This is a genomic window from Flavobacterium sp., from assembly GCF_041392085.1.
GTDB lineage: Bacteria > Bacteroidota > Bacteroidia > Flavobacteriales > Flavobacteriaceae > Flavobacterium.
Genome location: NZ_JAWKMW010000013.1, coordinates 78,220 through 103,132, shown reverse-complemented (window position 1 = coordinate 103,132; position 24,913 = coordinate 78,220). Strand labels below are relative to the sequence as shown.

Here is a 24,913-nt window from a genome sequence, read left to right as displayed (position 1 = left end):
CTCTGGAAATTTGCAATCGTTGTTCTTGTAATTTATTTTGGGTTTCAATTTTTACGAGAGCTTCTTTGAGTTCGACTTCTTTTTTAAGTTGTCTATTTTTTGTTTTTTGTTGGTTATACAAAAGAAAACCCACAATAATAGCTGTAAAAACAGAACCAATTGACAGATAAAGCTGTGTGTTTTTTTGCTTGATTTGTAATTCTCTTTGAGTTACTTTAACTTTCTCCTGAGCTAAGTCTTTTTCTTTTTTTTCTGTTTCGTAAAGCGTTTCTAATTCAAAAATTGCTTTTGTTTTTTCATTTTCAAAAAGTATATCTTTTAGTTGATTGTACTTTTCATAAAACAAAAATGCCTTGGCAAATTCTCCCAATCCTGCGTTTGCTTTTGCTAAATTTTTAAGTTGATTCAATTTCAGTTTTTCAGCATCTATTTTATTGATATAAGATGATGATTCGTTTGATACAGAAATACTTTCTTTGAACTTATTTTGCTTGTTTAAACAAGTTGCTAAAGCATTTAGAACATTAGCTGTTTCATAATTATTGCCATATTTTTTGTGAAGAAAAATTGCTTTAGAATAATTCCTTTCTGCCTCTACATATCTTTTTAAACTATCTTGTGCAATTGCCACATTAGTAATAGAATAAGGAACATATCGATCATATTTCAACTTTTCATATCCTTTGGCTGATTTTTCAGAATAAACAATTGATTCTGAATAACGGTGAAGATCGTTTAACACAGAACCAATATTTCCGTTGGTCACTACAATTCCAAATTCATCTTGAAGTTGAAGATAAATTTCATTTGCTTTTTTATAATAGTAAAGTGCTTTTTCAAATGATTTTTGTTGTTTATAAACGATTCCTATATTGCCAAAAACCATTGCTTTTTTGGAAGAATGATTTTCATTTTCATACAGACGTAAAGCCATGAAATAATATTGTAATGATTCTTTAAATTTTCCAGATTGATCGTAGGCAACGCCAAGATTATTATAGGAATCAGCAATTAAAATTTGATTTTTTAGCTTTTGTCTTTTTTTTAATGCCAAGTAATGAAAAGTGATGGAAGAATCAACTTGCCCTTTATACTCATAAGCGTTTGCCGTTGTGTTATATACTTCGGATAGCAAAGAATCGTTTTTAATTAATTTGCTTTCTTTTAAAGCTTTTTTGGCATAAAACAAAGCGGAATCTAAGTTTGTAGTACTAAAAAAGTCAGAACGACTAAGAAGTTGTTTGATGTTTTTTTCATTTACATTTAAGGATGTGGTACTTTTGATATTATCTTTCTTTTTTATTGACTGAGCAATAAAAAAATGATGTGTAAGAAGAGTAAAGAATACAAGAAAAAATTTCATATAAAGTTATTTTCACATCATAAAATTTTAAAAATTGTAATTAAAAAAAGCACGAAATTCGTGCTTTTTAAATTTTGATTAAGGTGTAGTAACTCCTTGTTTGTCCCTAAAACTTATTTTTCCAACTGGTCCGCTACTATCAGTAGTTACTTCGTAACTATTTAATTCACTAGCATAATCTCTATTCTCATCAAAATTTCCATCTGGTGAGAGAAATAACATAAACAAATAAAGTATAATATCCATAATATAATATTTTTAATTATCACAAATATATTAATATTCTATTAAATTCAAAATTATTTACCATAAAACAACAATTAAATTGAGCAATAAAACTAGAAATATCATAAAATAAAGTAGTAGCACGATTCGTAATGTTTTGATTGTTTTCATCTTTTTGAATGTTGGGATAGGACAAAATTCGGGTAATGAGTCTTGCCAAACAATACGACAAATGCCGTATAAAAAAACTTCCCAACCAAAAATTCATTTTGATTGGGAAGTACAACATAACTTAACATCTCATTATTTTAAATCAAAAGCTTTGATAGATTTTCCATCTGATTGATAATATAAAAACCCTCCTATTTCATCTACTTCATATTCTGGTTTTTTATCTTCAATAATAATTTCTTTTTCCACTTTCCCACTGTCTTTACTCACTTTTACTAAAGCAATTCCACCGTCAACTTTGGTTAAGATAAACTGGTAGTTTTGTGTTGCGGAGGTTGCTTTAAATCGTTTCCCCATTTCGGCAAAAGAGGCGGAAGCTGCTTCAGCAAAACCTCTTGAATTTTCCATCAACGATTCACCACGACTTGTGTAACTCCCTAAGCTATTTCTATGCTGCTGTGCTTCTGCGGCAGTAGCGGCAGACATTGCCACTGAGGCTACTCCCATTACTCCGGCAAAAATTGCTCCGGCAGCACTTTTTCCGGGAGCTTTATAAAATTCATGGAACTTCTGAGTTCCGTCAAAACCAAGCATCATCATGTTTTGTTCTGAAGAAAGTAAAATCCCTTCTTTTCTTGTCATCACTTTAAATGGCGATTCTTTTCCTTCAAATTTATAAGAAGCCAACGTAGAAATATCGCCTGAATTTTCATCAATGGCTAGTAATTCTTCTCCTGTACTAATCAAATAACGTTGATGCTCTTTGTCATACGTACTGGCAACAGATCTTGCTTTTTTATATTTAATCGGCTTGCTCCAAATAGACTCTCCGGATTTCAAATTAATAATATCTGCATCTGTATCTGTAATGTAAATCATCCCTTTTGGAGTTAATGCCATTGTATGAATATTTTCACCTGTTTTTAATGGTTTTTTAAACAATGGATTACCATCAAACGATACCTTGTTAATCCCTCCTTCAAAGAGTCCAAACAAAATTCCGTCTTCAACTATGTAAAAATGTTGAATATAGCCTTTTGTTTTAGGTGCTTTTTCCCATAAATCTGAACCATCTGCCGAATTTAGGAATGCTATTTTGGATTCTGATGCCGCTGATGCCAGTTTTACTAAACCACTTTTACCAGAATTATCTACATCACTCACAACAGCCAACCCTTGTGGTAAAATTTCAAATCGTGATACTTTTCCTTTAATTTTTCTTTCTTTCTCCCAAAGATTAGTACCTGAACTACTCACTTTATGAATACGGGTATCGCCGTTTTGTCTTTCTTCAAAAGTATAAATCTCTTTTCCTGTTGCATCGGCAGTAATCCATGTAATATCGTCAACATCTTTGTTTGTCCATAAAACCTTTCCATTTGACACATCAACACGCATCAAACTTTTTGTTGTTGGAATTAACAAACCATCGCCTACAATTACAGGTCTTCCTGAAAATTGAGGAATAGAAGATGCAACTGCCACTTTTTTAGGATCATTTAGCTCAACTAACCCTTCTTCTTTTCCGGTAGCCAGGTCGTATATTCCTGCTGCCATTGCTCCACCTTTTCGCATTCCCAAGACTACTAATTTATTTTGAGGCAACATTACATCACATCGATTGGTTACTTTCCAACCATTTTCTTCTGTTCCAAACATTTTTTTTCCAGAAATAAAATCAATAACTGATTTCTTTGAAGTCATAAAACCTCCCTGACTCACAACTAAGTAAGGTGACATCGGGACAAATTCCAGCTCTTCCGGCTTCACTTTTCCGTAATCGGTAAAATTGAAATGCGGTGCACTTGCGTTTGGTTTGATTCCTACCAATCCGTCTCCATTGGCAACCACCAACACACCGGCATCCGTGAGCTTCATTAAATTAATTTTTCCTCCTAAATTATAGGTATGATTTGCTTCTGTTTTCTGAGCAGATAAAACATTGACATTTAGAGCAAGTATTGCAATGCTTAGTACCTTAAGAGCAATTATTGCAAAATTTTTCATAATAAATACGATTAAAAGTTATATAGCTCAAAGTTCAATTAAACTTTGAACTGACGCAATAAGGCATTTGCCGTAAAAAAACTTCCCAACCGAAGCAGATTTCGATTGGGAAGTATAAAAAAACCACTAAAATTTTAGTCTAGTTCTACATTAAAAGAACCCTCTGTAATTTCTTTTGTACTACCATCAGCCGGATTTTTAGCTGTAAAACTAAAAGTTCCCTTAATGTGTGTGTCTGTCACTTCTGAAACTCTAATTTCACCTACTTTATCTCCACCATCAAAAGGAGCACTCCATGTTTTAACATCAGGAGCCGTCGGGTTTGACAAGTCAACTTCAGTTTCAACATAACTCACATTTGCATGTCCTAAGCCAAATTCACCACCACCAATATCGTAAGTTCCAACTCCATCAAATGTGGTAATATTAAATGAAAAAGCTTGACTTGAAGTTCCGCCAGTATTTCCTTGGATATGCATCATGGTACCTACTTGATATGCAAAAGTTACCATATCCAAAGTAGTTACAGAAGCACCATTCACTTTTGCAGTAATTGTTCCAGCTGCAGCACTTCCTCCACCTCCACCATCATCATCACTACTACATGATGTTACGAATAGAGAAGATGTTACTAAAAAGCACGCACAGATAAATTTAATTGTTTTCATAATTGTTAAAAATTTAAATTGGTTATTGTATGATGCAAAGTTGTGCCAAAAACCAAAGGTCATCAATAAGGCAAATGCCGTATTTTAAAAATTAAATAACAAAAATGAATGAATTGTTAACTATGTCAACTGTAAAAAAGGGTATTTTTCCTGAAGCTGCTCAATACGTTCGTGCAATTTTTGAACAAATAACTGGTGTTGCTCCGTATTCGGATTAAACGGACGATGTAATAATCCCTTTTGAATGCTTTCTATTTCTGACATGATGGAAAAAACATGGTAGGAAATATGCGATTCCACAAAATGCTTCCAAATATAATCTATTGCCGTTTGATTAGGATGAAGCATGTCTTCAGCATAAAAACGATAGTCACGAAGGTCGTCCATCATAATTTCATAGCTTGGGAAATAGTTGGAAGTTGGAAGATGGGAGATGGAAGAATGTAATGCAGAAAATAGATGCGACTTGCTCTGTTGATTTTCTACAAAACCATCTTTTATATGACGTACCGGTGAAACGGTAAAAATAAATTTTACATTTGGATTGAATTCGATTAATCTGGCTTGAAGGTTTGTTAAGGATGATTCTATTTCTTCAACCGATAATAATTCTTTGGTAAAATTACTTTGCGGTATCTTATGACAATTAGCCACTCTTTTTTGCGTATGCAAAAAACGATAGGTCCAAGCTGTTCCTAATGTAATAATGAGGTGTGTACAGGTTTGAAGTTGTCCGTTCAAATAGGTCAAAATACCATTTAAATTGACGAGCATATCGTCTTTGTCGGTATTATTCAATTCCGAATGCACTTCAAAACAATGCCATAACTCATTATCAAAAAACAAATCGGCTTCGGTAAACAACCTTAATTCGATGGCTCTAAGCAAGATGTTTTCAATAGCATCCGGTTGAAAAAGTATCCCAAACGGGTTGTTGTAATGCTGGAATTTGTACTGCTCGAATTTCGCACTGATATTTTCTGAAAAACAGGAACCAATCGTCACCACCTTCGAATAATAATCGATGGGATGATTGCTTTTTGGAATGGTGATTGGGGTGCGGAAGTTCATATCTCAAGAATCTAAAATCGAAACAATATCAAATTTGGTTTAACAATTTAGTTTCTTATAAAAGTTGATCGATACACTACAATACCTTCAGGTTCATTAACCGTCTGTTTCAATATCAACTCATCATTAGTTAAACTTTCAACAACATAAATGTATTCATAAATCATTGGATCAAAGGGTGGACTTGATACAGTTAATATATCTCCATTCAAATCCCAGATTGATGTTTGCGTATCGCTTAATGCACATTCAGCATTGTATCCGTTGAAGGTAAGTTCTGCATTTTCAAAAAACTCTTGAAAATCTTTACTCGTTTCACAATCGTGGTTATAATTTTGAAATTCTCCACCATTTGAAGATCCACCTTTAATGTACCATTTTCCCAAAATAGTTGGTTCAGAAATTGTTGATCCTTCGTCGTCATTCGTATCACAAGAAAGTGTTAATCCTATAAAAACTAAAAAAAATATAATTTTTTTCATCTCTTAAATTCGTAATTTTTTATTTAATAAATTCAACCGCTTTCTCCAACGCCTCTTTAATCCCCTCCACATTTTTACCACCGGCAGTAGCAAAAAACGATTGTCCGCCGCCGCCGCCTTGGATATATTTTCCTAATTCACGAACCACTTGTCCGGCATTTAAATTATGTGAAGCAACCAGTTCTTTTGAAATATAACACGTTAACATTGGTTTATTTTCATCGGCTGTAGCTAACACTAAAAACAAATTATCCCCTAAGTTACCTAATTCATACGCCAAATCTTTTGCTCCTTCGGGATTCAAATCGACTTGTTTGGCTAAGAATTTTATGCCATTAATTTCTTGTAATTCTGATGCTAATTCGCCTTTTAAATTCTTAGCTTTCTCACGTAATAATTGCTCAATTTGTTTTTTCAATTTGGCATTATCATCTTGCAACGAAACCACTGATTTTAAAATATCTTGTGGATTTTTTAAGGTTTCTTTTAGGTCCGCTAGGGTATTTTCTTGATTTTTATAAAAGTCTTTCACTGCATCTCCGGTAATTGCTTCAATTCTTCGAATTCCGGCCGCTACGGCACCTTCTGAAATAATTTTGAAATGCCAAATGTCTGCTGTGTTTTTCACATGAATGCCACCACATAATTCTTTGCTGTCGCCAAATTCAATCATTCGAACCGTATCACCATATTTTTCGCCAAACAAAGCCATGGCTCCTTGTGCCATCGCCAGCTGAATCGGAATATTTCTATGTTCAACCAGTTGTAATTGCTCTTCAATTCTGGCATTTACAAATGCTTCTACTTGCTTAATTTCGTCATCCGAAACTTTCGAAAAATGCGAAAAGTCAAAACGCAAATAATTCGGATTGACCAATGAACCTTTTTGCTCCACATGTGTTCCTAAAATAGTTCTTAAAGCCAAATGCATCAAATGTGTCGCCGTATGATTTTTAGAAGTTGACGTTCTTAAATCGGTATTCACTTTCGCTACAAAATTAGCTTCTACAGCTTCGGGAAGTTGTTTCGCAAAGTGCAAAATCAAGTTGTTTTCTTTTTTGGTGTCGAAGATTTCAATGGATTCATTGGCTGAAAACAATGTTCCCTTATCACCAACTTGTCCACCGCCTTCCGGATAAAAAGGCGTATTATCTAAAACAATTTGATATAAAATACCGTCTTTCTTAGAATCTACTTTACGAATGCGAGTGATTTTCACTTCGTTTTCCGTTTGGTCATAACCGACGAATGTTTCTACATTTCCATCGATTAAGATTTTCCAATCATCGGTGGTTACTTCCGAAGCGGCACGCGAACGGGCTTTTTGTTTTTGTAATTCCGTTTCAAAATCGGCTTCGTTAAATGTAAATCCTTTTTCTTTTAAAATCAATGCCGTCAAATCTTTTGGAAAACCAAACGTATCATACAATTCGAATACTTTTGCTCCTGAAACTTCATTCCCTTTGGTTTCCGAAACCACATTTTCCAACAACTGTAAGCCTTGTTCCAACGTTCTCAAGAACGATGCTTCTTCTTCGCGAATCACATTCGTAACCAACTGTTGTTGCGACTTAATTTCAGGAAAAAACTCGCCCATTTGATTTGCTAAAACAGCCACCAATTCATAAATAAAAGGTTCTTTGGTATTCAAAAATGTAAATCCGTAACGAATCGCTCTTCTTAAAATTCTGCGAATTACATAACCCGCTCCGGTATTGGAAGGCAATTGACCATCGGCAATCGCAAAGGCTACTGCACGAACGTGGTCAACAATTACACGAATAGCAATATTGATTTTATTTTGAGATTCTTCGTTATCACTCAGAATGACATCATTAGTTGTATATTTTAACCCTGTAATTTGTTCCACTTTTTCAATCAATGGCGTAAAAACATCGGTATCATAATTGGATGTTTTTCCTTGCAACGCCATACACAAACGTTCAAAACCCATTCCGGTATCTACGTGTTGAGCAGGTAATTTTTCAAGCGAACCATCGGCTTTACGGTTGAATTCCATGAATACGTTGTTCCAAATTTCAACGACTTGTGGATGGTCTGCATTCACTAAGCTATATCCTGAAACTTTTGCACGTTCTTCGTCGGAACGCAAATCGATATGAATTTCAGAACAAGGTCCGCAGGGTCCTTGGTCACCCATTTCCCAGAAGTTATCTTTTTTATTTCCTTTTATAATCCTGTCTTCGCTAACAAATTGCTTCCATAAATCCCAAGCCTCTTGGTCAAACGGCACATTCTCCGTAGGATTTCCTTCAAACACAGAAACATACAAACGGTCTTTCTCCAGTTTTAAAACTTCCGTTAAAAATTCCCACGCCCAAGCAATGGCCTCTTTTTTAAAATAATCGCCAAACGACCAGTTTCCGAGCATTTCAAACATCGTGTGATGATAGGTATCAAAACCTACATCTTCCAAATCATTATGTTTTCCGGAAACGCGTAAACACTTTTGTGTATCAGCAATTCGCTTACTTTTGGGTTCGGCATTTCCTAAAAAATATTCTTTAAACTGAGCCATACCTGAGTTGTTGAACATCAGGGTTGGATCATCTTTCAAAACAATAGGTGCAGAAGGAACAATTAAATGTCCTTTACTTTCAAAGAATTGGAGAAACTGTTTGCGGATATCTTGTGATTTCATTTGTTCAATTTGTTCAATTTACTTCTCAAAACGTTAGAAATTTGAAATGATTGAAATGCCTTTCGATGAAAAATTAAATTAGCATTAGAATGAAACATTTCTTAAATTTGTTCGACTAATCGGTTTTGAAAGCACAAAAATAGTATAATTTAAGAAATGTCGAAGAAAGTAAAGTATTATTACGATACCGAAAGTTTAGCCTACAAAAAAATCAAACCTAAAAAGGGGAGAAAGTTTGGCTATGTTGCTTTGTTTTTACTTTCATCTGCACTTTTTGGTTTTTTGTGTTTTGTCATTTTATTAAATACGCCTTACTTCGAAACACCGAAAGACCGATTACAAGCCCGTGAAATTGAAAACATGAAACTGCGTTATGAAATTTTGAACAAAAAAATGGATCAATTGAATGACGTTTTGGCAAGCATAGAAGAACGTGACAACAATTTGTATCGTATTTATTTCAATTCCTCTCCTATTCCATCTGAACAAAGAAAAGCAGGATTTGGCGGTGTCAACCGATACAAAGAATTGGAAGGATATGATAATTCGGAGTTAGTAATTAACACAACGAAACGGGTGGATATGATTTCGAAACAATTGGCTATTCAATCCAAATCATTAGATGAAATATTAGTACTAGCAAAAGGTAAAGAAAAGCTTTTGGCGGCTATCCCAGCAATTCAACCGGTTAAAAATGAAGATTTAAAACGAATGGCTTCCGGTTTTGGTTATCGAAATGACCCGTTTACCAAAATTAGAAAGTTTCATTACGGAATGGATTTTACCGCAAAAACAGGAACACCGGTATATGCATCGGGAGATGGAGTTGTGCATCGGGCAGACAATTCGATGTCGGGTTTTGGAAACTTAATTATCCTCAAACACGGTTTTGGTTATGAAACCTACTATGCTCACCTAAGTAAATACAAAGTTAGAGCCGGACAAAAAGTTAAAAGAGGTGATATTATTGGCTATGTTGGAAGTACCGGAAGAAGTGAAGCTCCTCATTTACATTATGAAGTACACAAAGACGGTGAGCCCATTAACCCCATTAATTTTTATTATGGCAGTATTTCTGCCGAAGAATATATTGCCATTTCAAAAGTGGCTAACCAAGAAAACCAAGCACTTGACTAATGCAATTAAATTTACCTGATAAACGATATTACAGCATTGGCGAATTGGCCAAAGCATTTGATGTTAATGCTTCTTTAATCCGATTTTGGGACAAAGAGTTTGATGTTCTGAAACCCAAAAAGAATGCCAAAGGCAACCGAATGTTTACACCCGAAGACGTAAAGAACCTTCAATTGATTTATCATTTGGTAAAAGAACGTGGCTTTACCTTGGAAGGTGCGAAAACGCACTTAAAAGAAGGTCAGAAAAAAACCCTAGACAAATTTGAAATCATCAACAAATTAGAAGGAATCAAAGCCCAATTGACGCAAATTAAAGAAGGCTTGTAGAGAAAATCAGAATTTAGAATTTAAAAGAATAAATAATCAGTTACTCAGTAACTCAGAACCTCAGCAACTTAGAACCTTAAAAAACAAATAAAATGAAAAAATGGTTATTACCTATCGGAATTATTGTATTACTTATTGTAATTGCGGCTTCTTCTTACAATGGATTAGTTAGTGTGCAAGCAGATGCAAAAACAGCATGGTCTAACGTAGAAAGCAGCTACCAAAGAAGAAATGATTTAATCGGAAATTTAGTAAAAACTGTTCAAGGTGCAGCAGATTTCGAAAAAGGAACATTAACTGCCGTTATTGAAGCAAGAGCAAAAGCAACTTCTATTACTATTGACCCAACCAATATTACACCTGAACAAATGGCTCAATTTCAACAAACACAAGATGGCTTGGCCGGAGCTTTAAAAAGTTTATTGGTTACTGTTGAGCGTTATCCTGATTTAAAAGCCAATCAAAATTTCTTAGAATTGCAAGCACAATTGGAAGGCACAGAAAACCGAATTAATGTTGTAAGAGATCGTTATAACGAAACGGTTAATATTTACGATAAAAAAATTAAATCGTTCCCTAATGTATTGTTTGCCGGAATCATGGGATTTACAGAAATGGAGCGATTCAAAGCTGCTGCTGGTGCTGAAAATGCCCCTGATGTAAACTTTGATTTTAAATAAAAATGTCTAAAGTTGAAGATTTTTTAACATACGAAGAAGAACAGGAAATTGTTAAAGCAATTGCTTTGGCAGAGTTAAATACTTCCGGCGAAATTCGTGTACACATTGAAAATCATACCGATTTAAAACCGCTTGAAAGAGCAAAAGAGGTTTTTAATCAATTAAAGATGAACGAAACAGAGCAACGGAATGGTGTTTTATTCTACGTTGGCGTGTCCGATCATACGTTTGCTATTATTGGCGACAAAGGCATCAATGATAAAGTTGAAAATGATTTTTGGGATTGTACCAAAGATGTTGTCATTGCATCGTTTAAAAACAAACAATACAAAGAAGGTTTAATTAAAGGTGTTTTAAGAGCCGGTGAACGATTAAAGAAATATTTCCCATTGCTTAGTAATGATGAGAACGAACTCCCCAACGAAATTTCTAAAGGATAATGACTAAATTAAACAACCTGATTAAAATATTTCTTTTCACCATGAGCTTGTTGTACTTAATTTCAACAAATGCTCAAAGTTATAAAATTCCAGATAGACCCTCTTTTATTCCACCAATTGTTGATAGTACCAAAACATTAACTGATGCGGAATATAAATTTTTGTATAATAAGTTAAAAACCTATTACGACTCTACCTCTACCGAGCTGTTTGTTATGATAATCGGAAGCACAAAAGGCGAACAAATTGCACGTTATGCCACCGATTTAGGTCACAAATGGGAAATTGGACAAAAAGGAAAAGACAATGGAATTGTATTTTTAATTGCTAAAGATGACCGTAAAATGACCATTCAAGCGGGTTACGGTACTGAACATTTATTAACAGATGCATTATCCAAAAGAGTAATCGAGAAAATCGTTAAGCCCGAATTTAAAAGCGGAAATTATTACGGTGGCATCGACAAAGGTACTACTGCCATCATTCAAATCATGAATGGCGAATTTAAAAATGATAATACATCTAAAAATCCGGGTGGTTTTCCTTTCATTTTCATCATCATTTTCCTCATCATTTTGTTCATCATTTTATCGAACAAAAAAAATAAAGGTGGTGGCAACTCCGGTCGTTTCTCCGGTCCTGATTTAATGGATGTTATTATCCTTAGCCGAATGGGTCGAGGCGGTGGCAACTTCGGTGGCGGATTTGGTGGTGGTTCTTCCGGCGGTTTTGGCGGTTTTGGCGGTGGCGGTGGTTTTGGCGGCGGCGGTGCCAGCGGAAGTTGGTAAGTAAAATCAATAACAAACAAAAAGCGACTTCAACAGAAGTCGCTTTTTGTTTAGTCTAAGAAAAACATTCCGCCCTCTTTTTCCTTCTTACCGCCAAATTTATCCAATTTATAGGTCAGCGAAAACATGACATATTGCTGTAAAACAATGTTTTCCGTATCTGTAATGGCTGTAGGCGTTATTGTTCTTCTTACCCCTACATTTTGATTTAACACATCATACACTTTGACTTTGGCGAGTAGTCTGTCTTTATAAAAATTATAGCCTAAACTCGTATTCCATAAATAAAAATCTTTCTGAAAACCATCGGCAATATTGGAATTGTAAGTATAACCAAAATCATTTCCAAATACTACTTTTTTAGGCCAATAACTGGTAAACTCCATTTTAAAACGGTGTACAAAATTGTTTGCGTTTTCAATAACATAGTTCTTAAATTCAGTAGAATTAAACGTATAGTTATAGGATGGAGCAATCGTAATCAAATCTTCAATAGACCAATTCACACTTACTCTAGGTTCAATTCTCCAACCTCTTGCCTCATACAATTCCGCATTTGTAAGACCTTGATTAAGGTTATAACCTCCATCAATACCTAAACTCAAACGCAAACTTCTTTTCTCTTTTTTAAACGTTTTACTCCAAGACGCTCCTAAATAACTATTAAACCCTTTATCCACATTCTCATACGTAGTTTGGGCACGAAAACTTTCATCATAAACAGTGGAAGAAACAATTTGGTCTTTATACAGACTCAAACTACTGTAAAAGAAAAATCCACTTCTTGACTGCCAATCATAATTATTGAAATTCATATACATATTGTGTTGTTGAATCGGATTCAGAGTACCGTTTCCAACGATAGTGTTCAATGGATTCGACAAATTAACAACTGGGAGAATTTGATTGGCCAAAGGCAATTCCATTCTAAAGCTATAATTCATATAAATGGATTTACCATTACTGATAGTATAATTTAAGTTAGCCGAAGCTTTTGGAAAAATATACTGCTTATTGAGTCGCGTGTTGGTGGCTAAATAATCTGATTCGTTTTTAAACGTTACAAACTCCGGTCCGGCATTAAAACGAGCTCGAATTTTCTTTTTAGTAATATTTAAACCGGCAGAAGGATAAATTTTTAATACACTCGAATTGATTTCGTTAGACAAAGGTGCGTTAAAATCATTATAACTGCCCGAAACTTCATCAAAATCAAAGGTTGAGTCTTTGTCTTCAGAAGCATAATACGTCACTTCAGAAGCTATGCTCAACTTCAAGGAATCGGTAATAGGCTCACCGTATCTAACTTCTGCTTCAACCTTGTTAAAGTCTTTATTTGTAAATACATTCTGATTCCGAATATCATCCGGTTCACCGGTTAAATAGTAAAAAGTAGACGAATTTAAATTTGAAAAATTTGTTGACTTTTTGTGCTCATTCGTTAAAGAAGCAGAAAACCCGCGTTCTTTCTTTTTAAATGATTTGTAGTAATAAATACTGTTTTCAAAAGCGGAATCGTCAACATCAGAAAACGAAGTAGAATTACTCTCGTTAGAAAGTTCATTCCCTTGATTTTGCGTTTGCTGATTTCTGACCATTCGATCTTTATTAAATGCTTTTACAAATTTTGGTTCTATGTAAATAGTTGCTGTAGAATCTACTTTTATCTCAAAATCAAAGCTTAGATTATGTGAATTTCCAATCTTATTAGAAGTTGCATTAGACTCGGTAAAGGTGGTTTCAGTAGGCAATAAATTTGTTCTGGAAGTACGGTTTACATTTTCTGTTTCCGCATTGGTAAAAAAATAATTACTGCTTACATCTACTTTTTTAAACCATTTATCTGCAAAATTAACACCTATCAGATTAGATGTTGTTAAACCACTACTCCCACCAAAATTCATTCCGTTGATTCCAAATGAGCCATCGTCTCCCACATAGATAGAGGTGTTTCTTCCTCCACCCATATTATCAAAAATCTCATTCATCGAAAATCCTACCGAATTAATATTATTGGCCGAAGCCAACACACTTAATTTTTGTTCGCCTTTAAACCAATTGAGTAAAAGACTCGATTCGTACCGTTCATCTGTGCCGTAACCACCCATGATTTTCCCAAAGAAACCTTTGTTTTTATCTTCTTGAATGGTTAAATTAATTGTTTTTTCTTCCGAAGAAGCTGCTTCACCCGAAAGTTCTTCTGCTTTTGTTTTAGTGTCGACCACTTGAATTTTTTCGATGATTTCTGCCGGTAGATTCTGCGTAGCAATTTTACCGTCTTTACCAAAAAATGGTTTACCGTTTACCAAAATTTGATTAACCTCTTTCCCGTTCACCGTAATTTTTCCTTCCGGTGAAATTTCCACACCCGGTAATTGGCTCAGAAGTTTTTCTACATTCGCGTCTTGCCCTACTTTAAACGAAGCAGCATCAAACTCTAACGTATCATTTTTGATGCGAATGGGCGGTGCTTCACCTTTCAAGACAACTTCGTCCAAAGCGGCACCACTTTCAATTAATGCAAGGTTGCCCAATTCTATATTAGACTGTAAATTATTAATTGTTTTCTTAAAATTCTGATAGCCTAAAAACGATACTTTTAAATCAACTGCTTCCTCTTTTTTTCTCGTTCTGATTTCAAAATTTCCGTTTTTTTCTGAAATGGTATAATCAATAACCGATGAATCTTTTTGGGAAGTTAAAAAAACAGTAGCTGATTCAAGTGGAGTTTTTGTGTTTTCATCAATAATTTTGCCTTTCACTGTGACAAATTGCTGGCTGTTAGCACAAAAAACAACTAATAATAAAACTGCAGATAGAAACTGTTTGAGCATAGAAAAAATTTAAATTAACTGTGAAAAAATAATAACAGCGAATTAACACTTTTAGTATGGAAAGTTAAAATTTCTTACAAAATATTTAACATTTAAAAGACCTTTTTAAACCACAAACAAATGAAAAACCCTCTGATTATAGAGGGTTAAAAAAATATTCATTTTATTTTTATTTCTCCCGAATGTAAATATCCATCGGCACACCCGAAAAATCCCAATTTTCACGTATTTTATTTTCCAAGAAACGTTTGTAAGGCTCTTTAACATACTGTGGCAAATTGGCAAAAAACACAAATTGAGGTGTGGGTGTGGGCAACTGCATACAATATTTAATTTTCACATATTTTCCTTTCAAAGCCGGCGGTGGATAGGCTTCAATCAATTTCAACATGTGTTCGTTGAATTTGGATGTGGCAATACGTTGCTTTCTGTTTTCGTAAACTTTTACCGTTTCTTCCAATGCTTTTAGTAAACGTTGTTTAGTTAATGCTGAAACAAACAAAATTTTTACATCTGTAAAGGGCTCTATTTCCTTTCTGATTTTAGCTTCATAATCACGTGTGGACATGGTGTCCTTTTCAACCAAATCCCATTTATTGACCAAAATAATAATTCCTTTTCGGTTTTTGGCCGCTAACCAGAAAATGCTTTGGTCTTGTCCTTCAAATCCTCGAGTAGCATCAATCATCAAAATACAAACATCAGCATGCTCAATGGCCCGAACGGAACGCATTACAGAATAGAATTCCAAATCTTCTTTTACTTTGGCTTTTCGTCTAATTCCGGCCGTATCAACCAGATTAAATTCAAACCCGAAACGATTGTATTTCGTATCAATTGAATCACGTGTTGTTCCGGCTATATCCGTTACAATGTAACGATCCTCGCCAATCAAAGCATTAATAAAACTTGACTTTCCGGCATTAGGACGACCCACAACGGCAAAACGAGGCAGTTCTAACTCTTCCTGCGTAGGTTCCGGTTTATCCGGAAAAACCTCAATTAATTCGTCCAATAACTCTCCTGTTCCACTCCCGGATGTACTGGAAATAGTAATATAATCGCCTAAGCCAAGGTTGTAGAATTCGTAAGCATCTTTTTCACGCATCGCATTATCTACTTTATTTACCACCACAAGAACCGGTTTCGTAATTTTACGCAATAATTTGGCTACTTCATCATCCATAGGTGTGATGCCTTCTTCTACATCAACCACAAACATGATTACGTCGGCTTCATCAATAGCTAACTCTACTTGTTTACGAATTTCCGCTTCAAAAATATCATCGGATCCTTTAATGTATCCTCCCGTGTCTATCACCGAAAATTCTTTTCCATTCCATTCACTCTTGCCATAATTACGGTCACGAGTTACGCCACTTACCGAATCAACAATGGCTTCTCTTCGCTTAATTAAGCGATTAAAAAGTGTTGATTTCCCAACATTTGGTCTTCCCACAATGGCTACAATAGTACTCATACAATAATTTTCAAAATATTTTGCAAAGGTAATCTTTTTTGTTTGAAGTTTTAAGGGTAGAATTTAGAAGGTAGAATTTAGAGGCCACGCTTCGGAATTTCTAAATTCTGATTTCTAAATTCTAAATTAAATAAGGCTTGTAAAAATAAACCGCTCTGTTTTACGTTTACCAATTTAATTTTGTAAATTAGTAGTTGAATTTATTCTCATTTTTTATGAATTTAGATGACCAATTACCGTTACGGTATCGATTTGACAAGGTAGTGACCAAGTCGTATGAATCGATTTTGGCCAGTTGCGAAAAATTAAAAGAAACCGTTGAACCGGATTATAAGATTAAGATTTCCGGTCATCATATTTGGTTGCATATCGGGTTATTGCAGCGGGAAAAACATTCCCCTCATTTGCATTTAGAAATTGAGAAAATGGAAGATGGTAATACATCTGTACGCGGATTATTTGGTCCTGACCCGGTTTTATGGACGCTTTTTATGTTTCTACACTTTGTGGTGGGCGGTATTTTTGTGATTTTTACGGTGATTGCCTTTTCCAAATGGTCGCTGAACCAGCCGTTTAAATTTGATTTAGTGGTCATGTTTGCCATGGTAAACGCATGGTTTTTACTTTATTTTATTGCTCGTTTAAATCGGAAAAAAGGGTTGAAACAAGCAAGGGAATTGGAAATCTTGATGGAGAAAATTTTGGAGTGATTTTTTTTAACCACGAAGAACACTAGGAACACAAGGTCGCTTCATTCTATTTTAATTGCTCACGGATTTAACGGATTGAATCGATTTTCGCGGATTTATTATAAGATTCCTCCTTCATCGGAAGGACAAGATTACGAAGAAAAATCTACAAACTCCAATCTACAAACTCCAAACTATCAACTCCCAACTAAAAACTACTTCTGATTATACCCCAATCTTCTCAGCTGAAACGCATTACTACGCCAGTCTTTACTGACTTTCACAAAAAGTTCAATATGGATTTGTTTGCCAAAAAACTTCTCTAACTCTTCGCGGGCTTGCATCCCTACTTTTTTTAAGGCTGCTCCTTTATGACCGATGATGATTCCTTTTTGGGTATCGCGTTCCACCATAATTAAAGAACGAATGCGAATAATGTTATCGTCTTCGATGAATTCTTCGGTTTCCACTTCCACCGCGTAGGGAATTTCTTTTTCGTAATTCAATAAAATTTTTTCACGAACGATTTCATTGACAAAAAAACGTTCCGGTTTGTCTGTTAAAGCATCTTTTGGATAATAAGGGGGACATTCCGGCAGCAAGGCAATGATGCGGTCAAAAACTTCCTTTACGTTAAAATTCTCTAAGGCAGAAATAGCAAAAATCTCTGCATTAGGGACTTTTTCCTTCCATAATGCTACTTGCTCTTCTAACTGCTCCTGATTAGATTTATCAATTTTGTTCAATAAAAGTAAAACCGGAATATCACTATGAATTATACGTTTAAAAAAAGCTTCGTCTTTTAACTCTTTTTCGCCTATTTCAACCATATACAGCAACACATCTGCATCCTCAAAAGCTGATTTAACAAACTGCATCATCGATTCCTGCATCTCATACGCCGGCTTGATGATTCCGGGAGTGTCCGAAAAAACCACTTGAAAGTCTTCACTGTTCACAATACCCAAGATGCGGTGACGCGTTGTTTGGGCTTTCGACGTAATAATCGACAACCGTTCTCCCACCATTGCATTCATCAATGTAGATTTTCCTACATTGGGGTTACCGATGATGTTCACGAAACCTGCTTTGTGTGCCATGTGTTTATTTTTGGCAAAGGTAGCTATTTTTATGGGACAACTTACTTTTAGATGAAAGTCAAAAAAAAATGATTAAACCGTTAGAAAGTTTAATCATTTTTTTCAAGTCATCTTATTTTCCATTATACAGAAATGGAGCCCAAAACTGAGGATGTTTATATCTTTCCCCAAAATCTCCATTGATGAATGATCGTTTTATTTGATTTAAGGTAGTTGAAGCTTGTGCATTTTCTTGCACAATTTTCTTAAATAGGTTTTGCATCGTTAAAGCTGTACCGGCATCATCCACCGGCCATAGGGAAAGTAAGGTGGCGTTGGAACCCGCTACCAAAAAGGAGGAATTTAATCCGTTTATTCCTTCACCACCATAAAGTTTACCTACACCGGTATCGCAAGCACTAAGCACTACTAAATCTGCGTTCAAGTTTAATTTTGCAATTTCAGGTGCTAATAAAAAAGTGTCTTCATTGCCATCGCCGGCATTGGGTTGCGAAAACATGACTCCGCTAAATTCCGGAATAACATCACCGGTAAAACCGTGGGTTGAAATCAATAGATTTTTGTATTGTTTGAGTTCGCCCGTTGCGTTCAGTTTTTTAAAATTACTTTCGCTCATGTTTAAACCTGTCAATACTTTGATATCGTTTGATAGTGTCCCAACAAACTGTACTTCCCGTAAAGTTCCGGCTAAATAATTGGCTCCACCAAAACCAATTGCCTCAAGTTCTGGTTTAAAATTGTAAATCCCTTTGTTGATTTTTTGACTAACTGCATCAGCAACTTTGTAAAAATCTTCAATACCACGAACAGTAGGTTTCACATTTCCTGAAGGTTGGTACAAGGCACCACCAAAAGCAATGACCGATTTTCTATTTTCAGCATATTTTCTGTTAGCAATGATTTTCCAAATAGTTGTATTTGGAATGTATTTTACATCGTGTGTACTAACAAAATATTGATTTTTAGGTGATAAAAAAGCTTCGAAAGGCAAATAGTTTAATTCATCTGCAGCACTAATAATTACTTTTGGATGACTTATTAAAATATCTTGAATAGGCTGTAGGGTTAAATTATACCAAAAATGCAGAAAGTCGTTTTGCACATTTTGAAGTTGCGGATTAGCTTCTTTTAAAAGTTGTCTGGTCCATTCAATTAACATTACGAAATCTTCTTTTTTATAAGCGGCTTGTTTGGTAGCATAGCGAACTAATTCACCATCTTTGTAATCTACTTGTAAATCAATCAAATAAGGATTGATATTAGATGGAATTTTTTTAGCTTTATTGGTATATGTTTTTTTCAAGCGAAGCAATTCATCTATAGGATAACTGTATCTGATTTCGGCTTTATCTTTTGTAATCACACTCATAATGATTTCTCCAGGTTGACCAATCGAATAAGTAATCAATACTTCATCATTTTGCAAGAGTTGTTGTGCATCACTTATAGTAGCTAAAGGAATATTTTTATTCAATTGCTCTTTTAAATAGCCACTTCGACTTTGTTCTTGAGTGGAAAATAGTTTGGCAACATCTTTAGTGTATTGACAACTCATGATCATACCTGCATATACACCTTCAATAGTATTCATATATTCTAACTTTTGTTTGGATGTAAGATTTTCTTTTACTTTATCAGCTAAGACAATACTTTTTTCAAATTGAGTAATCGCATTTTTATAATCTTTTTGGTTGTAATAGAGAAATCCTAAATTATTATATAAGTTTTGAGCTCCTGCAAAATCGTTTTCTTTTAAACTGTATGCAACCGTTTCTTCTGTTAATTTTTTAGCTTCATCATGTAAGCCTTGTTTTGCTTTTATCACCACTAAATTTCCACTAACCTCATTGATTAAACTTTTATCATTGATTGCTTTAGCCAAATTATAAGCTTTTGTTAAATAGGTTCCTGCTTTAGCTCTTTCAGCTTGTGGACCATCAAAAACATGATATACACCTATAGAATTGAACGCTTCTGCCTTAAAATAATCATTATTAATTTTGGTTGCTGTTTGTTCTAATTGGTAGGCCGTTTGTAATTTTTCCTCTTGTTTGTTTTCCATTTTAGCTAGCACTTGAATTTTATGCAATTGCATATTCGCTAAAGCTAATGTCGGATAAGGCAATTTGAGTTTTTCACTTAATCCATCATTAATAGTAACCAATGCTCCTGGTTTATTAAAGGAATTATTTTTGATTACTGATAAAAAGTATAAAGCGTATGCTCTTTTACTAATCAGTGAAGAATTGTTTTTACTAATTTCTAAAAAATACTCAAATTGATTAATACCTTCGCTGGTATTGCCACCATAATAAAACATTACTGCTTTGAGCAAAGGCAACATTTTTTGGAACAAAGGATTGGCATTTCTTTGGCTGGAATAATAAGCAAACAGAGTATCTAAATTGGCACATTTTTTACCTTGCAAAAGAATACCATTCACACAATTGTCTAATTCTACCGCTTTGTTGATGTTTAGAGTTTTATTTTGATAATAAGAAAGCCATTTGTTTTTTAAGGGAGACAAATCTTTTTTAGTAAACGACTCGATTTTTACCATATCATCAATGGTTTCTTGAGCATTTTGAGACGTTGTCAATTGCATGGCCCATTCTAAATTTTGAAGTGCTTTTTCGGTATTTCCTCCCAAAAAACTGATGTATGATTCTGTAAAATAAGGAAATGGCATCAAGGGCTGAATATTTAAAGCTTGTGAAGAAGCCAACTGTGCAGCATTTAAGTCACCCTTCAGAATTTGATAATATGAATGAAGATAATATCCTGCAAATTCATCTGAAAAGTTAATCATTAAGCCTTCGCTTCCTTCTTTCATTTTAGAAAGATCATTTGTTTTATAACCTTCAATATAGTGATTGTAATAATCATTAAAACTTTTGGGTTGTGCAAAAGAGAAAACGCTAACCAATACAAAAAGTAATGCCAAAAGATTTTTCATACTCTTACAATGCTGTTTTTAATACATTATCTTCGTAGTACCCTTTTTCGGTAATGGTTCCGTTTTTATCAATTTTAAATCCTAAACCTTCTCTGTAGTTTTTATGCCAACTGCCTACGTATTTTGAGCCATCATCATAAAAATAGACTCCAAACTCTTTTCTCAAACCTTGAATACATTGCCCCATGTACTGTGATCCTGTTTTCCAAACATGAATAATAGGGAAAGATTTTTTTGAAAATAAAAAGTAACCTATCGCATACGAATCATTGTCATACTTTTCCATATTGAATCCATTAAATCCATTCGGGTTTTGTCCGTATCCAAAATCAACCACATCGGCTTTGTATCCTTTTAAATCCTCTTTATCATTGTCAAACTGCTTTTGCCACTCCACTTTTCCATTAGCCATTTTAAAGGCCGGTCCGTCTTTTTTATCTTTTCTGTAGGTATATAATTCGATTGTACCTTTTTCTTTATCCATTTCAATTAATGTGCCGTCTTTTTCATGGTCTTTGTTGTAGTTCACAAAGGTTGTTTTGCCGTCTGCATGCAGTACCATATTTGGCCCAACAATCAATCCATCCATTCTGAATCCGTGTGAAACAGCACCATCGCTATTGGTAAAGGTTTCAAACGTAATCAAGCCTTTTTTAACTTCTTTTTTTCCGGCTTGATTACCAAAATTTTGTTGAGAAAAACTCATTGTAACGGTTAATAACAATAGAATTTGAGCTGCTTTTTTCATTTTTTAAAATTTTAAGATTTTTGTAAAATTAAAATGTAAGGGAGCACAAAAAAATACGGCACTTGCCGTATTTTTGATAGTTAAGCAGTTTAACACTATATTTTGTGTTAGCTGTTAAAAGCGTTATTTCTTAATTATTTTACTTCGTTGTACTACCTCTCCGTAGTTATCAATTAGTGTGATGAAATAAATACCTGTTGGATGGTTAGAAAGGTCTAATGCCTTTACATTGCTCTTCTTAGCTACCATTTGTCCTATTCCGTTAGTTACTTGCAAATTGGTTTGCTGAGAAAAATTGATTATGTCATTAGTTGGGTTTGGATAAATTATTATTTTATCATTTACGGAGTTACTGTTTGGAATACCTAGTGCACCCTCATTAAATTTCATTACAGTAGGTTTATACAACTGCGTTAAATCAACAAAGGCAACAAAAGGTATGTCGTTACTATTTAACGCTAAAGAGGTTTTGTCTGCATATCCGGCAGAAAACCCACTCATGCCAACATTAACCCAATTTGTTCCATCAAACTTCATAACCGTAGCTTTTTGTGAATTTGCCAAATCTCTGTAAGCCACATAAGGTTCGTTACTACTATTGAATGCTAGTGAAGTATGAAATACTTGTCCGGCAGAAAATCCGGTTGTTCCAACAGCAACCCAATTTGTTCCATCAAACTTCATAACCGTAGCTTTTTGTGAATTACCGGCATCTCGGTAGGCTACATAAGGTTCGTCATTGCCATTGAACGCTAATGAGAGATAATCTGCACCTGCAGCTGAAAAACCAGCTGTTCCAACAGTTACCCAATTTGTACCGTCATACTTCATAACGGAAGCTTTGTTGGCGTAGCTTCCCGCTCTAAATGCAATGTAGGGTTCGTTATTACTATTAAACGCAAGAGAAATGCTTCTTGCAAATTCAATACCTGCCGGACCTACAGTTGTCCAGTTGATGCCGTCAAACTTCATAACAGTAGCTTTATTCACAATATTTACCGCATTATATTCCGTAAAGGCGATATGTGGCTCATTATTACTATTGAATGCAATAGCGGTTGTTTCTTGCTGTACAACACCTCCTCCTCCCGAAATCCCTGGCGTGCCCACAACCACCCAATTGGTCCCGTCATACTTCATAACGGTAGCTTGATCTCCATTTGCAGCATCCCGATAAACAACATAAGGTTCATCACTGCTGTTTAAAGCAAGAGAAATGTGTCCGGCAAATCCTTCCGAAAACCCTGCTGCACCAACCGTTGTCCAATTAATACCATCAAATTTCATTACGGTCGCTTTGTTTATATTTGCCCCATCCTTAAAAGCTATATAAGGATCGTCATTGGAACTGAATACTAATGAAGGATGATCTACTCCTGCTGTTGTGAATCCTGCCGTCCCCACAATTTGCCATTGTGCATTTACGGTAAAAACTGTTAGTAAATTTATTGCTAAAAAAAGTAAAGTATTCTTCATTTTTAAAATTTTAAGATTTTTGTAAAAGTAAGTTGGTGAGGTTTTCAAAAAAATAAGGCAAGTGTCGTATTTTTATGTTTCAACAATTCATTTAGTTCAAACAATAAATTTTATACTCTTTACTTTTTTCTTCGCCCATGTAGTTTTCTTTTACTTTAATGACGGAATTGTTGTTTGAATTAGTTGAAATTGAAAATTCATCCATTTGAAGGTAACCCACATGATTACGAATAGCTCGTGCGATGATTTGGTATTGGAGACGATTACCATAATGATCTGTTTTTAAAATCGCATACACCGATTCTGTCCCTTCTGCTTGCGGACCGCGAAGCATGACCAGAAATACTTTTGATTCTTGGCATTCAAAAACTTTTCCAACCGAAAAAACAGTGGTGTTGGGTGTCAGAAATAATTTTCTCGACAATTTTAAGTTGGTTATATCTCGCCCTCTTGCGTTTTTATAATCATAGGTAAAGGTTTTGGGTAAGGGTTCAAAATTGGCTTCAAATTCAACAAAATCTGGTTTTTGAGAAGCATACTTTTTGTCTAAATCTCCTTTGATTTTATTTTGTCTTATTTCTTTTAAAGTAGCGATTCTTGCTTTAATTAAATCTGCTTTTTCTTTATCTGTTGTTGTAATGGTTACTTTTTTAGTTGCTTTGGAAAGTTTATCGGTAATTACTAAATCAATATCGGTATTGTTTTGTTCAAACTTCACGTGATAATTCACCATTTCACCCCAGTAATAATCTAGGTTATTGTGTGTTGGTGCTTTTTTAAACGAACCTAAAGTTAATTTGTTGATATCAAACAATGCCACCTTATCAATTCCTTTATCATATTTAGCGGCATAAGTAATTCCATCTGCATAATTAGAAACAACTACATCAAAAGTAGTGGTTGTTTGTGCTAAAAATTGAGTGGTTTTTAAATCAAAATATTTCATTTTATTGCCGTCTTCAAACAATAATAAACTTCGGGAAGTTAAGTTTTCTTTAAACTCATAAGGCTGTTTAAATTCTCGCCATTTTTTAGTTTTCCAATTATAAAATTGAACAAAACTGTGTGATGGTTTTTTTAAGTTCAAACGTCCTTTGCCGTCTTTTTGATAAATGGTAAACGCATAAACAAGCTCATCGCCTATGATATCTTGAATTTTTCCGTGTTGGGAAGGCAACTCTTTCCCTGTATAAAATTTATTGGATGCTTCGTCCCAAATAAAATAATGCTCCGGTTTAAGGTCTTCGTTGTCCCAACCAACTAAAATCACATTGTCCTCTTTATAATCAAAAACATGGGGTTCAAAACTACTATTTGTTGTATAACCGGCTAAAATAATTTCCTTGACTTGTTCACCGGTTTGCAAATCATATACTAATCCATAATAACTTGACTGATAATACCAGACTAAACCATGTGTTTCTGATTTATTTAAATAAATTTTATAATTTCTTGGGTAACTGGAATTAGTAAAATAGCCATTTTGTGCAAAAACAGCACTTGAAAAAAGCAAAAGGAGAAGTGAAATGATTCGCATGGTTTAATTTTTTTGATTTTCCAAAACAAGAAATTTTAATCACTTTAAAAAATAAGGCAAGTGCCGTATT

At 34.5% G+C, this 24,913-nt stretch carries 20 protein-coding genes; 6 read left to right on the top strand and 14 right to left on the bottom strand.

Going from position 1 to position 24,913, the window contains the following annotated elements; all coding sequences use genetic code 11:
* From R2782_RS11850 to alaS, 7 genes are all read right to left on the bottom strand, one after another.
* Nucleotides 1-1,363, bottom strand: a 1,363-nt coding sequence (locus R2782_RS11850; RefSeq protein WP_371268472.1) for a tetratricopeptide repeat protein, incomplete at its 3' end; no start/stop codon positions are given.
* A gap of 78 nt (nucleotides 1,364-1,441) precedes the next feature.
* On the bottom strand, nucleotides 1,442-1,609 hold the full coding sequence (locus R2782_RS11845; protein ID WP_371268471.1) for a hypothetical protein: 168 nt from the start codon (nucleotides 1,607-1,609) through the stop codon (nucleotides 1,442-1,444).
* A 282-nt stretch (nucleotides 1,610-1,891) separates the two neighbouring features.
* Nucleotides 1,892-3,766, bottom strand: a complete 1,875-nt coding sequence (locus R2782_RS11840) for a hypothetical protein (protein ID WP_371268470.1) — start codon at nucleotides 3,764-3,766, stop codon at nucleotides 1,892-1,894.
* A 134-nt stretch (nucleotides 3,767-3,900) separates the two neighbouring features.
* Nucleotides 3,901-4,434 (bottom strand): DUF6252 family protein, encoded by a 534-nt coding sequence (locus tag R2782_RS11835; RefSeq protein ID WP_371268469.1) that lies wholly within the window; start codon nucleotides 4,432-4,434, stop codon nucleotides 3,901-3,903.
* Nucleotides 4,435-4,554: 120 nt separating this feature from the next.
* On the bottom strand, nucleotides 4,555-5,505 hold the full coding sequence (locus R2782_RS11830) for a GSCFA domain-containing protein (protein ID WP_371268468.1): 951 nt from the start codon (nucleotides 5,503-5,505) through the stop codon (nucleotides 4,555-4,557).
* 47 nt (nucleotides 5,506-5,552) lie between these two features.
* A complete protein-coding gene (locus tag R2782_RS11825; protein WP_371268467.1) occupies nucleotides 5,553-5,987 on the bottom strand; it encodes a lipocalin family protein in 435 nt (144 codons plus the stop codon).
* 19 nt (nucleotides 5,988-6,006) lie between these two features.
* Nucleotides 6,007-8,649, bottom strand: coding sequence for an alanine--tRNA ligase (gene alaS, locus R2782_RS11820; protein WP_371268466.1), 2,643 nt, complete (start codon nucleotides 8,647-8,649; stop codon nucleotides 6,007-6,009).
* 156 nt (nucleotides 8,650-8,805) lie between these two features.
* Between alaS and R2782_RS11815 the strand changes: the two genes are divergently transcribed.
* The 5 genes from R2782_RS11815 (at nucleotide 8,806) to R2782_RS11795 (ending at nucleotide 12,023) form a co-directional block, all read left to right on the top strand.
* On the top strand, nucleotides 8,806-9,786 hold the full coding sequence (locus R2782_RS11815; protein ID WP_371268465.1) for a M23 family metallopeptidase: 981 nt from the start codon (nucleotides 8,806-8,808) through the stop codon (nucleotides 9,784-9,786).
* Nucleotides 9,786-10,115, top strand: a complete 330-nt coding sequence (locus R2782_RS11810; protein ID WP_371268464.1) for a MerR family transcriptional regulator — start codon at nucleotides 9,786-9,788, stop codon at nucleotides 10,113-10,115. The genes R2782_RS11815 and R2782_RS11810 overlap by 1 nt, the downstream gene beginning before the upstream one ends.
* 92 nt (nucleotides 10,116-10,207) lie before the next feature.
* A complete protein-coding gene (locus R2782_RS11805) occupies nucleotides 10,208-10,795 on the top strand; it encodes a LemA family protein (protein WP_371268463.1) in 588 nt (195 codons plus the stop codon).
* Nucleotides 10,796-10,797: 2 nt separating this feature from the next.
* Nucleotides 10,798-11,235: a TPM domain-containing protein gene (locus R2782_RS11800; RefSeq protein WP_371268462.1), complete on the top strand. Its 438-nt coding sequence runs from the start codon at nucleotides 10,798-10,800 to the stop codon at nucleotides 11,233-11,235.
* Nucleotides 11,235-12,023: a YgcG family protein gene (locus R2782_RS11795; RefSeq protein WP_371268461.1), complete on the top strand. Its 789-nt coding sequence runs from the start codon at nucleotides 11,235-11,237 to the stop codon at nucleotides 12,021-12,023. The genes R2782_RS11800 and R2782_RS11795 overlap by 1 nt, the downstream gene beginning before the upstream one ends.
* 50 nt (nucleotides 12,024-12,073) lie before the next feature.
* On the opposite strand, the gene R2782_RS11790 is transcribed toward R2782_RS11795, so the two are convergent.
* Both R2782_RS11790 and der read right to left on the bottom strand, forming a co-directional pair.
* Complete coding sequence (locus tag R2782_RS11790; RefSeq protein ID WP_371268460.1) at nucleotides 12,074-14,857, bottom strand: outer membrane beta-barrel protein; 2,784 nt, start codon at nucleotides 14,855-14,857, stop codon at nucleotides 12,074-12,076.
* Nucleotides 14,858-15,026: 169 nt separating this feature from the next.
* Nucleotides 15,027-16,337, bottom strand: a complete 1,311-nt coding sequence (gene der / locus R2782_RS11785; RefSeq protein WP_371268459.1) for a ribosome biogenesis GTPase Der — start codon at nucleotides 16,335-16,337, stop codon at nucleotides 15,027-15,029.
* A 215-nt stretch (nucleotides 16,338-16,552) separates the two neighbouring features.
* On the opposite strand from der, the gene R2782_RS11780 reads away from it, so the two are divergent.
* The gene (locus R2782_RS11780; protein WP_371268457.1) at nucleotides 16,553-17,047 is read left to right on the top strand and encodes a hypothetical protein; all 495 of its coding nucleotides are present in this window, start codon (nucleotides 16,553-16,555) and stop codon (nucleotides 17,045-17,047) included.
* Between the two features lie 194 nt (nucleotides 17,048-17,241).
* Here the strand turns inward: R2782_RS11780 and era are convergent, their stop codons facing one another.
* The 5 genes from era to R2782_RS11755 all read right to left on the bottom strand — a co-directional run bounded on the left by era (nucleotide 17,242) and on the right by R2782_RS11755 (nucleotide 24,843).
* Complete coding sequence (gene era, locus R2782_RS11775) at nucleotides 17,242-18,126, bottom strand: GTPase Era (protein WP_371268456.1); 885 nt, start codon at nucleotides 18,124-18,126, stop codon at nucleotides 17,242-17,244.
* A 112-nt stretch (nucleotides 18,127-18,238) separates the two neighbouring features.
* Nucleotides 18,239-21,082: a CHAT domain-containing protein gene (locus R2782_RS11770; RefSeq protein ID WP_371268455.1), complete on the bottom strand. Its 2,844-nt coding sequence runs from the start codon at nucleotides 21,080-21,082 to the stop codon at nucleotides 18,239-18,241.
* 4 nt (nucleotides 21,083-21,086) lie between these two features.
* Complete coding sequence (locus R2782_RS11765) at nucleotides 21,087-21,830, bottom strand: hypothetical protein (RefSeq protein ID WP_371268454.1); 744 nt, start codon at nucleotides 21,828-21,830, stop codon at nucleotides 21,087-21,089.
* Nucleotides 21,831-21,953: 123 nt separating this feature from the next.
* Complete coding sequence (locus R2782_RS11760) at nucleotides 21,954-23,306, bottom strand: T9SS type A sorting domain-containing protein (RefSeq protein ID WP_371268453.1); 1,353 nt, start codon at nucleotides 23,304-23,306, stop codon at nucleotides 21,954-21,956.
* A 91-nt stretch (nucleotides 23,307-23,397) separates the two neighbouring features.
* Nucleotides 23,398-24,843, bottom strand: a complete 1,446-nt coding sequence (locus R2782_RS11755; protein WP_371268452.1) for a hypothetical protein — start codon at nucleotides 24,841-24,843, stop codon at nucleotides 23,398-23,400.
* Nucleotides 24,844-24,913: the final 70 nt, after the last annotated feature.